14 protein-coding genes and 1 pseudogene are annotated in these 12,411 nt (G+C 63.8%); 12 read left to right on the plus strand and 3 right to left on the minus strand.

Annotated elements, in window-relative coordinates; genetic code table 11:
* Positions 1-2 precede the first annotated feature (2 nt).
* A complete protein-coding gene (locus AC1RZR_RS16730) occupies positions 3-488 on the plus strand; it encodes a pyridoxamine 5'-phosphate oxidase family protein (RefSeq protein WP_477274280.1) in 486 nt (161 codons plus the stop codon).
* Positions 489-494: 6 nt separating this feature from the next.
* Here AC1RZR_RS16730 and AC1RZR_RS16735 read toward each other — a convergent pair.
* The 3 genes and pseudogenes from AC1RZR_RS16735 to AC1RZR_RS16745 all read right to left on the minus strand — a co-directional run bounded on the left by AC1RZR_RS16735 (position 495) and on the right by AC1RZR_RS16745 (position 2,511).
* Positions 495-1,566 (minus strand): annotated as a pseudogene (locus tag AC1RZR_RS16735) (sensor histidine kinase).
* Between the two features lie 190 nt (positions 1,567-1,756).
* Positions 1,757-2,044, minus strand: a complete 288-nt coding sequence (locus tag AC1RZR_RS16740) for a hypothetical protein (protein WP_477274284.1) — start codon at positions 2,042-2,044, stop codon at positions 1,757-1,759.
* Between the two features lie 209 nt (positions 2,045-2,253).
* Positions 2,254-2,511 carry a hypothetical protein gene (locus tag AC1RZR_RS16745; RefSeq protein ID WP_477274286.1) on the minus strand — a complete coding sequence of 86 codons (258 nt, stop codon included), beginning with the start codon at positions 2,509-2,511 and terminating at the stop codon, positions 2,254-2,256.
* A 74-nt stretch (positions 2,512-2,585) separates the two neighbouring features.
* On the opposite strand from AC1RZR_RS16745, the gene AC1RZR_RS16750 reads away from it, so the two are divergent.
* The 11 genes from AC1RZR_RS16750 to AC1RZR_RS16800 all read left to right on the plus strand — a co-directional run bounded on the left by AC1RZR_RS16750 (position 2,586) and on the right by AC1RZR_RS16800 (position 12,396).
* Positions 2,586-2,855: a DUF982 domain-containing protein gene (locus AC1RZR_RS16750; RefSeq protein ID WP_481825328.1), complete on the plus strand. Its 270-nt coding sequence runs from the start codon at positions 2,586-2,588 to the stop codon at positions 2,853-2,855.
* Between the two features lie 211 nt (positions 2,856-3,066).
* Positions 3,067-3,792 (plus strand): GntR family transcriptional regulator, encoded by a 726-nt coding sequence (locus AC1RZR_RS16755; RefSeq protein ID WP_477274288.1) that lies wholly within the window; start codon positions 3,067-3,069, stop codon positions 3,790-3,792.
* A gap of 3 nt (positions 3,793-3,795) precedes the next feature.
* On the plus strand, positions 3,796-4,836 hold the full coding sequence (locus AC1RZR_RS16760) for an ADP-ribosylglycohydrolase family protein (RefSeq protein ID WP_477274290.1): 1,041 nt from the start codon (positions 3,796-3,798) through the stop codon (positions 4,834-4,836).
* Positions 4,833-5,804 (plus strand): PfkB family carbohydrate kinase, encoded by a 972-nt coding sequence (locus AC1RZR_RS16765; protein WP_477274292.1) that lies wholly within the window; start codon positions 4,833-4,835, stop codon positions 5,802-5,804. The genes AC1RZR_RS16760 and AC1RZR_RS16765 overlap by 4 nt, the downstream gene beginning before the upstream one ends.
* Before the next feature lie 58 nt (positions 5,805-5,862).
* Positions 5,863-6,924 (plus strand): ABC transporter substrate-binding protein, encoded by a 1,062-nt coding sequence (locus AC1RZR_RS16770; protein ID WP_481825329.1) that lies wholly within the window; start codon positions 5,863-5,865, stop codon positions 6,922-6,924.
* A 66-nt stretch (positions 6,925-6,990) separates the two neighbouring features.
* Entirely contained in the window at positions 6,991-7,854 is an 864-nt protein-coding gene (locus AC1RZR_RS16775; RefSeq protein WP_481825330.1) for an ABC transporter permease, read from the plus strand.
* Positions 7,854-8,642, plus strand: a complete 789-nt coding sequence (locus tag AC1RZR_RS16780; protein ID WP_481825331.1) for an ABC transporter permease — start codon at positions 7,854-7,856, stop codon at positions 8,640-8,642. Before AC1RZR_RS16775 ends, AC1RZR_RS16780 begins: the two co-directional genes overlap by 1 nt.
* Positions 8,642-9,709: an ABC transporter ATP-binding protein gene (locus tag AC1RZR_RS16785; protein ID WP_481825332.1), complete on the plus strand. Its 1,068-nt coding sequence runs from the start codon at positions 8,642-8,644 to the stop codon at positions 9,707-9,709. The genes AC1RZR_RS16780 and AC1RZR_RS16785 overlap by 1 nt, the downstream gene beginning before the upstream one ends.
* Positions 9,710-9,780: 71 nt before the next feature.
* Positions 9,781-11,031, plus strand: a complete 1,251-nt coding sequence (locus AC1RZR_RS16790; protein WP_481825333.1) for an aconitase X — start codon at positions 9,781-9,783, stop codon at positions 11,029-11,031.
* On the plus strand, positions 11,028-11,474 hold the full coding sequence (locus AC1RZR_RS16795) for an aconitase X swivel domain-containing protein (RefSeq protein WP_481825334.1): 447 nt from the start codon (positions 11,028-11,030) through the stop codon (positions 11,472-11,474). The genes AC1RZR_RS16790 and AC1RZR_RS16795 overlap by 4 nt, the downstream gene beginning before the upstream one ends.
* 325 nt (positions 11,475-11,799) lie before the next feature.
* Positions 11,800-12,396 carry a thioredoxin family protein gene (locus AC1RZR_RS16800; RefSeq protein WP_481825335.1) on the plus strand — a complete coding sequence of 199 codons (597 nt, stop codon included), beginning with the start codon at positions 11,800-11,802 and terminating at the stop codon, positions 12,394-12,396.
* The last annotated feature ends 15 nt before the right edge of the window (positions 12,397-12,411 follow it).

Below are 12,411 nucleotides of genomic sequence, written 5' to 3' on the forward strand. Positions count from 1 at the left end.
CGATGAACGTCAAGGAGATGACGCGGCTGGACTGCGTCGCCCTGCTGAAGACCCAACGCCTTGGCCGCCTGGCCTGTGTGCGCGACCTCAGACCCTATGTGGTGCCGATCCATTTTGCCTTCGGCGACAACGCCATTTTCAGTTTCTCGCTTCCCGGCAGGAAGGTCGAGTGGATGCAGGCCAACCCCCGCGTCTGCCTGCAGGTCGATGATGTCGGTGGTCCGCACGGCTGGAGGAGCGTCGTCGTGGACGGCCTCTTCGAGGAATTGCCGAAAGGGCCGGACCTGGATGATAGCGCTGCCGGAGCCGAAAGGATGACTGCCACGATCGACAGCGAGCGCAAATTTGCCTGGTCGCTTCTTGCAAAGCATCCGAACTGGTGGGAACCGGGAGCCCTGAAGCCAAGCGCTGCGCCAGCGGTTTCGGGCAGCCATCTCTTCTATCAGATCAGGATCGAGGCGATATCCGGAAGGCAGGCATCGTGGTAGCGGCTTTTACGCCGCTCGCGGCACCCGCGAGGTGAATGTCGCCCGGGTCACCGACACGCTGGTGCCGTCAGCGTCGCTGATGATGTCCACCTTGGCCTCCAGCTGTTTGACGAGCGCCTCGACGATGGCCGTTCCAAGCCCGGTAGCCGGTACGTCGTTGGCGATCTTGCCGACGCCATTATCCGAAACCGTCAGTTTCCAGTCGCTGCCCGCGGTCTCGTAGCTGACCTGGATGCGAGCGTCGGCCTTCTCCTTTGGGAAGGCATATTTGATGGCATTGAGGACGAGTTCGGTGACGATCAGTCCCAAGCTGACTGCCCTTTGCGAATCCATCCTGCCGCCTTCGGCCGTCACGGTGACCGTGATCGGCTGAGCTTCGCCGACCATCGACGAGGCGAGGCTACTGCACAGTTTCGGCAGGTAGGAGCCGACATCGATCTCGTCGACACCGGCCGAGGTGTGGAGATGGCGTTGCACCTCCGCCACCGACAGAACGCGTTGATGGGCGTCCTTGAGGTGCTGGCGCGTCTCTTCCGATGTGACCGAGCGTGCCTTCAGCAACAGGATGCTGGCGATGATCTGCAGGCTGTTGGCGACCCGATGCTCCATCTCGCGCAGCAGGACGTCCTTCTGCCGAAGCAGATCCTCGGTGCGGCTGAGCAATTCTTCCTTTTCCCGCTCGATGACCCGACGGGCGGTTATATCGTTGAAGGCGAGAAGGATGGTGATGGCCGGACTGTGGTCGTAAAGCACCTTGCGGGCGTTGAGCAGCATGGTGCGGCGGCCGATGCGCGGGAAATCATGCTCGACCTCGAAGCCGTCCATGGCGGTCTTCTCGGGAATGATCGTCTTCCAGCAGCAAGCGAAGTGCTGGAATATCCCACTGACCGTCGCCGAGCGCGTAGAGCAGCGAGCCCTGGGTCTGCGCGGGGTCGACTTCAAATGTCTTGTAGAAGGAGCGGCTGGCCGCCAGAACGCGAAACTGCTCGTCGAGGACGAGAAACGGCTCGGTGATCGTGTTGACGATCGCCTGCGCCAGCGTCTGCGCGTCCTCGATATTCGCAATGGGTTGAAACATGGGCACAAAGCCAAATGAGCGGCGTTCTGCCACCCCAAACAAGGACATTACACATTCGCTCGGCCATTGTCGCGAAGTGAATCCGCGGGCACGGTGATGTGATGTCTCACATCGCCGCTGAAAAAAGGCGGGCATTTGGCCCGCCTTTATCAAGCTGTTCTATCCGGGCATGCGCCCAAATCGCGGTGTGTCAGTTCGCGCCGCCGAGCTGCTTGGTCATCTTGCAGAAGTTGTCATGCAACTTGGCAATGGCCTCGTCGCCACATTCCTTCGTCATGCCGGCGCGGTCTTCTTCCTTCATGGCCATCCAAACGGTCTTGAATTCCGCCTCTGACTTCATGGTCTTCATGTCGGCATCGGTGAAGAAGGGCGACATCTTCGCCGGATCGTCGAGCGCGGATGTATTGCCAGCGGCAAGCGCCGAGCCAGTCATCATCGCAAGCGCCATCGCGCCCATCGTGAGCATCTTGAAGTTCATCTGGGGGATTCCTCTCTGTGGAGGTCATTGGAATAAACGACCTGCTGATTAACGGTATCGAGAGAACTCAGTTCCTTCAGATGTACGAATATTAAAACGAAGTTCTATTCTATGGGCTCTGTCTGGGACGCGGCCGAGCCAAATTGGAGGCGATATTCCCGCCCTGGCCGCCGACGTCGAGTTCGGGGCCAGGATCCCGGGCCAACAGACTACTCCATGTCAGGCACGTCGCCGCTGACGAACAGCGTGTTCGGCGGGCCGTACTCGCCAAGCGCCGGGTCCGCCTCGCGGCTCCAGGCGATAACGCCGGCATGTTTTACCGCCAGAGCCCTGGCGGTGCGGATGGCCCGGTCCTCGCTCTGCTGGTCGGCGGGTCCAAAGGCTGGAAACAATTCGCCATCCTCACCGCGATCGAACGCGACCACGACGATCAGTTTGGGACTTTTCTGGCCATTTGAATCGGACATCTTGCACCTTTCTTCCGGAACCTATCACAATACAGGAAATTGGGTCGGCACGTTCGATTTCGGGAGGTGGCGTGGTGCGAGACCAGCGTTTCGATGAGCCGGTCAGGATCGCGCTCGGCAGATCGCGAAACTCGATCTTCAACGTGGAGCGGGTCGCTCAGGCCGCCGATATTCTGATGAACCGCTGGCCGGTTGCGACAGGGCAAAGACACATGGCTGCCCGCAAGGTCTGCCTGGCCGTGCTTGAGGGCAAGAAGGAAGCCTCGGCGGCACGGGCAGCGTTCATCAGCGCCGCTATCGAGGCAGACATCCTCGTTGAACCTCGTGAAGTTTCGATGCCATAGAACTGTCGGGCCAAAATTGCATCAGGGCTTTGCTCTATCCTCTTGATTGATCGTTGTCTTTTCTGCGTTCGGATCGGTTTTTCGAAGTCCAAATTGCAGGAGTTTCCGCACCATTCAGTACCGGCAGGGCTTGCCTTCGGCATGCCGTTGACACGGCATCCTCATCCGTATATTGAACAGGACTATACAGGTTCACTAGACAGGTACGCATATGAAGCGCCGCGCGGTTCAACTGTCTCCTGGCACGGGCAAGCCCGAGCAGATCGCCACAGTCCTGGAGCACGAAATCCGCTCCGGCGTACTCGGTTTCGGCGACCGCCTGCAAAGCGAGAACGAGCTGGTCCAGCGCTTCTCCGTCAGCCGCAACACGGTTCGCAAGGGCCTCGAGGAACTGTCCAGCCGCGGGCTGATCACCACCAAGGTCGGCATCGGCTCGTTCGTCACCTTCGATGGCAAGCCAGTCGACGATGCGATCGGCTGGTCGCGGGCGCTCGCCGATGCAGGCGCCAATGCCGAGACCCGGACGCTGCGGCTGGAGGTGATCGAGGACGCCGACCTGGCCGCCTGGCTCGGCATTGAAAGCCCGTTTTTCATTGCCGTCGACCGGGTGCGCACGAACGCCAGCGACGGCCATGCGATTTCCATCGAGCGCAGTCGGCTGCCGCTGTCGCCGGAACTGGAGGACGTACCGCTGCGCGGCCTGCGCGAGGGTTCGCTGCACCAGACTCTGCGTGACGCTGGTCTCATTCCGGACCATGGCGAGGAATGGGTGGAGATCGAGATGCTCAATGCCGAGGACGCCGCCATCCTCGGCTGTCCGCAAGGCACGCCGTTCCTGCGCGGCCGCCGGTTGACCCGCGCCGCCGATGACCGGCCCATCGAATATGTCACCAGCCTGCTCAACCCGGCGCATTTCGCGCTGCATATGAGGTTCTGAGCGATGTCGGATGCAACCAGCAAGGCGATCGACCGCGCCATGGGCGCACTTGTCGGCGGGGCGATCGGCGATGCGCTGGGCATGCCGACGCAGCTTCTGTCGCCGGCCCGCATCGCCGAGCTCTATGGCCATGTCGACGATTTCGTCGCCCCGGTGGCCGACCACCCGGTGTCGAAAGGGCTTCTGGCCGGCACGGTCACCGACGACACCGAACAGGCGCTTCTGCTTGGCCGCATCCTGGTGGAGTCCGGCGACCGCTTCGACCATGCGCGCTGGGTCAACGCGCTGCTCGACTGGGAGCGCGAGGTCAAGGCACGCGGCAGCTACGATCTGCTGGGGCCGTCGACCAAGCGCGCCATCGATGCCATCAACAATGGCGTGCCGGCGGAAGAGGCCGGGCGCGGCGGCGACACCAATGGTGCGGCCATGCGTATTGCCCCTGTCGGCATCATGATGCCGCTGGAGCCGCTCGACGCGCTGGTCGCCAAGGTGGCGGAGGCCTGCCGGGCGACGCACAACACTTCGATCGCCATCGCTTCAGCCGCCGCCGTCGCTGCCGCCGTCAGCCGCGGCGTCGCGGGCAGCGGCTGGCGCGGCGCGTCCGACAGCGCCGTTGCGGCGGCCAGGCGAGGGGCGACGCTCGGCAATTGGGTGACCGGCGGCGACATCGCCGCGCGCATCGTATGGGCGCAGGATATCGTGCGTGGCAAGGCGCTGAAGGATGCGGTCCGGCTGATCACCGAGCTGGTCGGCACCGGCGTCGCCAGCCAGGAATCGGTTCCGGCCGCCTTCGCTGTGCTGGAAGTCGCCGGCGGCGATCCATGGCAAGCGGCGGTCATCAGCGCCAATCTCGGCGGCGACACCGACACGATCGGCGCCATCGCGGCGGGCATGGCCGGCGCCTGCGCCGGCTTTTCCCGATTGCCGCAACAGCAGATCGCCAGGCTCGTCGGCATCGACATGTCAGAGGTTCGCTCGCTTGCCGCCGATCTCGTGGAGGCAAGGTTGGCGAAAACCGGCTCCGGCAAGGACGCGGCGGCATGAGCGGGCGCCTCGTCCATATCGGCAGCGCCGTGGTCGACTATGTCTACCGTATCGACGCCTTGCCGGCGCCTGGCGCTGAGAAGACCGCATCCAGCTTCGCCCAGGTCGCCGGCGGCGGCTTCAACATGATGGTCGCGGCCTCCCGCACCGGCATGAGAGTGGTATTTGGCGGCCAGCTCGGCAGCGGACCGAATGGCGATTTTTTGCGCGCCGCCTTCGCCAGCGAAGGTATCGAGACGCTGACGCCGCCATCACCTGTCATGGACAGCGGCAACTGCGTCGCCATGATCAGCGCCGACGCCGAGCGCACCTTCGTCTCGTGGCCAGGAGCGGAGAGCGTGCTCAGCCTCGACATGATGGAGCCCGTGGGTGTCGCGTCGGGGGATTGGGTGTTCACCTCCGGCTATACGCTGAGCTATCCGGCAAGCCGCGACGCGCTCACCGACTGGATCGAGGCACTGCCGGCAGACATTCCCCTCGTCTTCGATCCGACGCCGGTGATATCGGACATTCCGCGCCCCATCCTGTCGCGGGTACTCGCCCGCACCACCTGGCTGAGCTGCAACACGACGGAAGCGGGCGAGATTGCCGGTTCGGGCGACGTTGAAACGGTCGCCGCGCGGCTGCTGGACGATCACTGCCCGAAGGCAGCGGGCGTGGTCATCCGCGCCGGCGCCAAGGGCTGCCTCGTGCGGCTGGCCGATGGCTCGGCGCGGACAATTGCCGGCTTCAAGGTTGCCGCCATCGACACCAATGGCGCCGGCGACACCCATATCGGCGCCTTCGTCGGCGCCCTGGCGCGCGGCATCCCGCCCTTCGAGGCAGCGCGCTACGCCAATGCGGCGGCCGCCATTTCGGTCACCCGCCATGGCGGCTCGTCGGCGCCGGCCGATCACGAAATCCAGACATTCCTTAGCCATGCCGCCGACCCGTCGCGCGCAGGCCGGACACAGGAGGCCAATGCATAACTGCCAGAAAGCCTGACAAGCCCGGGAAAGCGGGCAAACCCACAGAGAGGAACCAACCATGCGCATGCCTCACTTGACTGCTCTGCTGACGGCGACCGCCGTCTTCACCTCCGCACTCGCCTTCGCCGCCAAGGCCGACGACGTGCATGTGCTCAACTGGAAGGGCTACGGAACCGACGAGCCGTGGGCCGTTGCGGCTTTCGAAAAGGCCACCGGCAACAAGGTCATCAACGACTTCTTCAACTCCGAACAGGAAATGCTGACCAAAATCCGGACCAATCCCGGCCTCTATGACGTCGTCATGATCAATGCCGCCTTCAACGACCAGGCGATGGACGGAAAGCTGATCCAGCCGATCGACACTTCCAAGTTGCCGAACTACGCCGACATCAGCAAGGACAAGGCAGGCTCGCCAATGCTTGTCCATGACGGCAAGGTCTATGGCGTGCCGTGGGTGTGGGGTCTGACGGCGCTCGCCATCAACGAGAAATCCTTCGACAAGCCGCCAACCAGCATCGCCGAGATGTGGGATGCCGCCCACAAGGGACGTGTCGTCATTCGTGACGATGCCGTCGAGGCGGTGCAGTTCGGCGCCATCGCCACCGGCCAGAACATCAACGACATCAAGGATATGGACGCCGTCAAGGCGAAGCTCACCTCGCTGATGCCGCAGATCAAGACGTTCTGGAGCTCGGAGAACGACTGGAACCAGATGGTCGCATCCAACCAGATCGACATCGGTACCTATTGGAGCGGCTCGGCCGACCGCGCCAAGACGCACTTCAAGCTGCCGGTCGCGCTGGTTGTTCCGCAGGAAGGCGCCGTCGCCTGGCTCGACGCCTTTTCCATTCCGGTCGGCGCCAAGAACGTCGCTGGCGCCGAGGCCTTCATCAACTACATGATCGACCCGAAATTCTATGTCGAATGGGTCACCAAGGTCGGCGCGCCGGTGTCGGCGAACACCAAGGCGGTGGAAGCGCTGCCCGAGGATGCCTTCAACCGCAAGGTGATGGGCGACCCCGAAGTGGCCAAGCGCATCCAGTTCCAGGCGCCGATCACCGACGCACAGCGCGAGGCCTATCTGGCGCTTTGGCAGCAGCTCAAGGTCGACGTGAAGTAAGCTCGCGTCCGGGCCAGCCGGCGGTTCGCGCCGGCTGGCACTTTCAATCCTGGGGAGGAGGGTATCATGGCAGCTGCGACAGCGTCGCGAAGCGGGCTGAGATCGGCATTGCCGCTGCTGGCGCCTGCCTATCTCTGGCTGACGGTGGCAATCTTCCTGCCGCTGTCGGCGATGGTCTTCTTCTCGTTCATGACCGAACTGCCGCTGTCGGGAAAGCCGTGGGCGTTCACGCTCGGCAACTATGCCGCCTTCTTCTCGCAAAGCCTCTATCTCACGCTGCTGCTCGCCTCGTTGCGCCTCGGCCTCGAGGTGACGCTGTGGTGCATCGTCATCGGCTACCCGGCTGCCTATGTGCTGGCCAAGGTGCTGAAGGGCCGCAGCCGCGAGGCGATCTTCCTGCTGGTCATCCTGCCGTTCTGGTCGAACGGGCTTGTGCGCATCTTCTCCTGGGCGATGGTGCTGCGCGAGGGCGGCATCCTCGACACGGCGCTCAACGCGGTGCTGCCGTTCAAGATCAACATCGACCTGATGTATTCCTATCCGGCCGTGATCATCGGACTGGTGCATTCCTACGTGCCTTACATGGTGCTGACCTGCTACCTCACGCTGCAGGCGATCGACGACTCGCTGATCGAGGCCGGACGCTCGCTTGGCGCCTCGCGGCTGCAGGTTTTGAAGCGGGTGATCATCCCGCTCTCCTTGCCCGGATTGGTAGCGGGTGCGGCGCTGATTTTTGTGCCGGTTGTCGGCTCATTCATGGAACCGCGCATCCTCGGCGGCCGCACTGGCACCTTCTACGGCACGGTCATCGAGGACCAATTCGTGGCGGTGTTCAACTGGCCGCTGGGCGCGGCGCTCTCCTTCATCCTGCTGGCCGTCGTGCTGGTCATCCTGGCGGTGGCCTCGCCGGTGCTCAAGAGGGCTGCTTGATGGCGACGACCCGCATCCTTGAATGGCTCGGCCGCCTCTACATCTGGCTGTTGCTCGCCTTCCTATACCTGCCGATCATCATCATGGCCCTGATGTCGTTCAACGTCTCGCCCTTCTACCAACTGCCGTTCGAATGGACGACAGAATGGTACGCATCGCCGTGGCAGAACGATCAATTGATTGCCGCCACCTGGAACAGTGTCGAGATCGCCATCATCACCACCATCATCTGCACGGTGCTCGGCTCGGCGGCGTCGCTGGCGCTTTATCGCTATGAATTTCGCGGCAAGAAATTCCTGCAGGCGCTGCTGTTTCCCCCGATCGCCATTCCGTGGCTGATCACCGGCACGGCGATGCTGATCTTCTTCTTCGGCGTCGGCATCGGCCGCGGCCTGCATGCGATCCTGCTCGGCCATGTCGCGCTGGCGCTGCCCTATGTCATCGTCGTCGTCTCGGCCCGGCTGCAGACCTTTGCGCCGGAACTGGAAGAGGCGGCGCGCTCGCTCGGCGCCAACCAGTGGCAAGTGACGCGCCGCGTCACGCTGCCGTGGATCATGCCCGGCGTCATTGCCGGCGGGCTGTTCGCCTTCGCGGTGTCGTTCGACCAGTTCGTGGTGTCCTATTTCCTAGCGACGCCCGGCCAGACGACGCTCCCGGTCGAAATCTACGCGGCGATCCGCAAAGGTTTCACCCCCGAGATCAATGCGGTCTCGACGATCATCATTGTCGTGTCGATGGCGCTGATGCTGCTCACGGCACGGTTCTTCAAATTCGGCGGAGAGAAGTAATGGCGGGCGTGCAGGTATCGAATGTGTCGCGCAGCTTTGGTGCGCACAAGGCGCTGGACGACGTCTCCATCGATTTCGCCGATGGCGGCTTCTATGCGCTGCTTGGACCGTCGGGCAGCGGCAAGACCACGCTGCTGCGGCAGATCGCCGGGTTCGACTTTCCCGACAGTGGCCGCATTGCAATCGGCGGCGAGAGCGTCGAGCGGGTGCCGGTCGAGAAGCGGCGCATCGGCATGGTGTTCCAGAACTATGCGCTGTTTCCCAATATGAGCGTTGCCGACAATGTCGCCTTCGGTCTGTCGGTGCGCGGCGAGGCCAAGACGGTGATTGCCGACGAGGTGCAGCGCGCACTCGACCTCGTGCAGCTCGGCAAGCTGGGTGGCCGACGGCCGCATCAATTGTCCGGCGGCCAGCGCCAGCGCGTGGCGCTGGCGCGGGCCATCGTCACCAAGCCGCGCGTGCTGTTGCTCGACGAGCCGCTCGGCGCGCTCGACAAGGCGTTGCGCGTCGACATGCAGATCGAGTTGAAGCGCATCCAGCGCGAGATCGGCATCACCACCATCTTCGTCACCCACGACCAGGAAGAAGCGCTGACGATGAGCGACCGCATCGGCATCTTGCGCGACGGCAGGCTGGTGCAGGAAGGCCCGCCCGAGGAGATCTACGACCGGCCGAAGAGCGAATTCGCCGCCACTTTCCTCGGCGACGCCAACATCTTTCGCGGCGACACGACCGGTGACGGCATCCGGCTGGCGGACGGCACGGCGATCGCCGCGGGCGCTGGCGCCAAGCTTGCCGCCGGCACCAAGGCCAGCTGCGCCGTGCGGCCCGAGCGGATCCGCATCGCCACCGATGCAGGGGCTTCGGATGCCGCGAACGCGAATGTGCTGCGGGGGCAAGTGTCGAAACGCATCTTCGCGGGCAACAACAGCACTTACTTCGTCGAGCGTGCCGGCCAAACGCTCAAGGTCATCGTGCAGAACACCGGCATCGAGCGACTGGCGGAGGGGCAGGACGTGGTGCTGCGCTGGTCGCCGGAGAGCACGGTGCTGATCGCTACAAACTGACACTTGCTGGGTCTTGCCAGACTGTTCGTAATCAGGGACAGCATAACCGGGCACGAGCCCGGAGCACATCGATGACGCTGGAATTGACGGCCGAGGACCGATCCATGCTCGACGGCGAGCGCGGCCCGCCCGTAGCCGCCGCGATGAAGATCTTGGTCGCGTTTTCCAATGCGGTCGGGGCGGGCAGCCTGCTCGATATTGCCAGCTCGCATATCGACGGCTGTCTCTACCACGGCAAGGCAGGGCTCGATTTCGTCGAACGGCTGGTCGAGGGCGGCGGCCGTGTCCGGGTGCCGACGACATTGAATGTCGGCTCGTTCGATCTCATCCATCCCGGCATGGTGAAGATGCCAGCGGCGGAAGAGGTGCCGGCGCGGCGGCTGATGAAGGCCCATCTGGAGCTTGGCTGTCAGGCGACGTTCACCTGCGCGCCCTATCAAACGCGGTTCCGACCCGGCTTCGGCGAGCAGATCGCCTGGGGCGAATCCAACGCCATCGTCTTTGCCAATTCGGTCATAGGCGCCCGCACCAACCGCTACGGTGATTTCATCGACCTGTGCTGCGCCATGACCGGGCGCGCGCCGGCCTGGGGGCTGCATCTGAGCGAGAACCGGCGCGGCCGGATCCTGTTCGAGCTGGCCGTTGCCGAGCCGGAACCGAGCGACGGCCTGTTCGTCGGCGTCGGGCTGATCGTCGGGCAAGCGAGCGGCGACCGCATTCCGGTCATTGCAGGCCTGCCGCAGCCGCGCGACGAGGACCAGTTGAAGGCGTTGGGCGCTGCCGCGGCAACCACCGGCGCGGTGGCGTTGTTCCATGCGGTCGGCATCACGCCGGAAGCAAGAACGCTTGACGAGGCGTTCCAGGGCCATGCGCCGGAAGAGACGATCGGCATCACCCGCGCTGATATCGATCATGCGCTGGCCAGACTGTCGACCGTGCCGGACGGCGCGCCGCTGGCGGCTGTGTCGCTGGGCACGCCGCATTTCTCGCATGAGGAATGGATGCGCCTGTTGCCGTTGCTGCGCGAGGTCGCGCCGCGCAGGCGCATTCCGATCTATGTCAACACTGGGCGCGCGACGCTGACGCGGCTGCAGGAAGAGGGCGCGCTGGCCGGCATGGAGGCTTTCGGCCTGATCCCGGTCGCAGACACCTGCACCTATGTGACCTCGATCCTCGAGCGCCTCGACGGCGTGGTGATGACCAATTCCGGCAAATGGGCGCATTATGCGCCGGGCAATATCGGGGTGTCCGTCGCCTTCGCCGACATGAAGGATTGCATCCGCTCCGCAGCAGTCGGGCATGTCGTGCGGAGCGCCTCATGACGCAGCCAGTGGAAACCAGGGCCGTCGAGCGGACCGGCACTTTCCAACTGGCCGGCGAGGCTTCAGGCCAGGCGCTGGTGTTTTCGCAGCCGCTCAGCTTCTGGGGCGGCATCAACGCCGAGACCGGCGACATATCGGATCATTCGCATCCTGGTCTCGGTCAGAATGTCGCCGGCAGGATCCTGGTCTTGCCGAGCGGGCGCGGCTCGTCGTCCTCGTCATCGGTTCTGGCCGAGGCGATCCGCAGGGGAACGGCGCCGGCCGGCATTCTCTTGGAGCGGCCGGACCCGATCCTTGCGGTGGGCGCCATCGTCGCCGAATTCCTCTACGACATCCGCATGCCTCTGGTGGTGTGCGATATCGGCGGCATCGCTTCCGGTGACCGTATCTCGATCAGCCTCAGCGCGGATGGCCGGGCGATCGTCAGCCGATTGCCAGATTGAGTGGACCGGAACTGCGTCCCGCATCTTCGCGTCGCCATTTCGACCGACGGCTCGGTTAGGCGATGAAGCGCAAACACCAACCGGCGCGTTGAAGGCGCCACTGCGAGCAAATCTTTCCTTCGCAAATCGCATTTCTTTCCAGACAGCCCGCGCCCGAACAAACGTGCCGGCTCGGCCTGAAACATTGGCACGATATTCTAAGCCGCGCGGTTGACCGTCAGCGTGCTCTCCAGCCTATAATTCTACTAAATTCATAGACTAACTGCGATCGCTCAAAGCACTCGCATCTTGGCCTGTGGTACCGGTTGAAAAAGGGAGCGCATCGATGCCGAAGACAGAGTCCAACCCGATCGACCTTGGCACCAGGGCCGCCGATTTCCTGCTGCCCGACGCCCATGGCGTGCTGCACCGGCTTGCCGATTTCGATGCCAAGCCGGCCTTGCTCGTCGCCTTCATCTCCAACCGCTGCCCGTTCGTCGTGCTGATCCGCGAGGAGCTCGCCACCTTTGCCAGGGACTATGCCGCCAAGGGGCTTCAGATTGTGGCGATCAACGCCAACGACCATGAGGCGCACCCGGAGGAGACGCTGGCGCGCATCGGCGAAGAGGTGGAAAAATTCGGCTATTCCTTCCCCTATCTCAAGGACGCGTCACAGCAGACGGCAAAGGCCTATGGCGCGGCCTGCACGCCCGACTTCTTCCTGTTTGGCGCCGACCGGCGGCTTGCCTATCACGGCCAGTTCGATGACGCGCGGCCAGGCAACGGCAAGCCGGTAACCGGCACTGATCTGCGCGCGGCGGTCGACACGGTGCTGGAGGGCGGCAGACCGGCCGCCAGCCAAGTGCCGTCGATCGGCTGCAACATCAAATGGAGCGCCGGCAACGAGCCGGTGTGGTTCTCCAGCGCCGCCCGCGCCGCGTAGCGCTGTCACGAACCC

It is taken from the genome of Mesorhizobium bavaricum, assembly GCF_056781655.1.